We start from the raw sequence: 1215 nt of genomic DNA on the forward strand, positions 1-1215 counted from the left end.
GTCCCGGTCAGCCGCGGCCACCGCGCGGCCGCGGCTGACCGGGACGATGCGCATCGTCGGCGGCCGCTTCCGCGGCCGCGCCCTGCAGGCACCCGACACCCAGGCCATCCGGCCGACCGCGGACCGGTTGCGCGAAGCGCTGTTCAACGTGCTGGCCCATTGGCAGGGTGCCGACCGGGTTGCGGATGCGCGCGTGCTCGACCTGTTCGCCGGCACGGGTGCGCTCGGGCTCGAGGCGCTGTCGCGCGGGGCGCGCTTCGCGCTCTTCGTCGACGATGGGGTGGAGGCGCGGGCGCTGTTGCGCGGCAACGTCGAGGCGCTCGGCGTCGCGGGCACCAGCCGCATCTTCCGTCGCGACGCCACCAAGCTCGGCACGGTCACGCTTGAGCCCTTCAGCCTCGCCTTTCTGGACCCACCCTATGGGCGCGGCCTCGGCGATGCGGCGCTGGCGTCCGCCATGACGGGCGGCTGGCTGACACCCGACGCGCTGGTGGTGCTGGAAGAGGTGGCCGACGCCACGGTGGCGCTGCCGCCCGGCCTCACCCTGCTGGAGCGTCGCCAGGCGGGCGACAGCCAGCTGCTGTTCCTTACCCCGGGCTGACGGCCGCGACAGCATCGAGCCGATCGAGGCTGGGACGACCGACGGCCGGCCCATCGAGCGATCCGATGGCTTCGAGCAGCTTTATCGCGATGCGGTCGCGGTCTGCCGCGCTATCTGCAAGTCTGAGGCACGGCATGATCCCGGCCGGGAGGTTCGTTGCATGGTTCACGGCATTCATCACGTCACGGCGATCTCCGGCCCGGCGCGGCGCAACCTCGACTTCCATACGGGCGTGCTTGGCCAACGGCTGGTGAAGCGCACCGTCAATTTCGACGATCCCGGCACCTATCACCTGTATTACGGCGACCGCGACGGGGCGCCGGGCAGCGTGCTGACCTTCTTCCCCTGGGAGCATGCGGCGCCGGGCCAGCTCGGTTCCGGCGAAACGGGCGAGACCGCCTTCCGGGTGCCGGCGGCAGCGCTGCCGTTCTGGACCGAGCGGCTGCGGGCGGGCGGCGCGGCCGTGGAGGCGCCCGAAACACGCTTCGGCGAAACCGTGCTGCCGTTCCGCGACCCGGACGGCATGCGGCTGGCGCTGGTCGGCCTCGACGGTCTCGAGGCGGAGCCCGCCTGGGCGGCTGAGGGCCTGTCTCTTATACACATCTCCGAGCCCA

1 protein-coding gene is annotated in these 1215 nt (G+C 72.1%); it reads left to right on the forward strand.

What is annotated here, in order from left to right:
- Window positions 1-46: 46 nt before the first annotated feature.
- On the forward strand, window positions 47-601 hold the full coding sequence (rsmD, locus tag P7D22_RS23165; protein ID WP_319936597.1) for a 16S rRNA (guanine(966)-N(2))-methyltransferase RsmD: 555 nt from the start codon (window positions 47-49) through the stop codon (window positions 599-601).
- Window positions 602-1215: the final 614 nt, after the last annotated feature.

The sequence above is a fragment of the Lichenihabitans sp. Uapishka_5 genome, assembly GCF_033947565.1.
In the GTDB taxonomy this organism is placed as follows: Bacteria; Pseudomonadota; Alphaproteobacteria; order Rhizobiales; family Beijerinckiaceae; genus Lichenihabitans.

Bases quoted from the DNA above. Each gene is read 5' to 3' on its own strand.
- rsmD (WP_319936597.1), top strand. From the start codon at position 47: ATGCGCATCGTCGGCGGCCGCTTCCGCGGCCGCGCCCTGCAGGCACCC.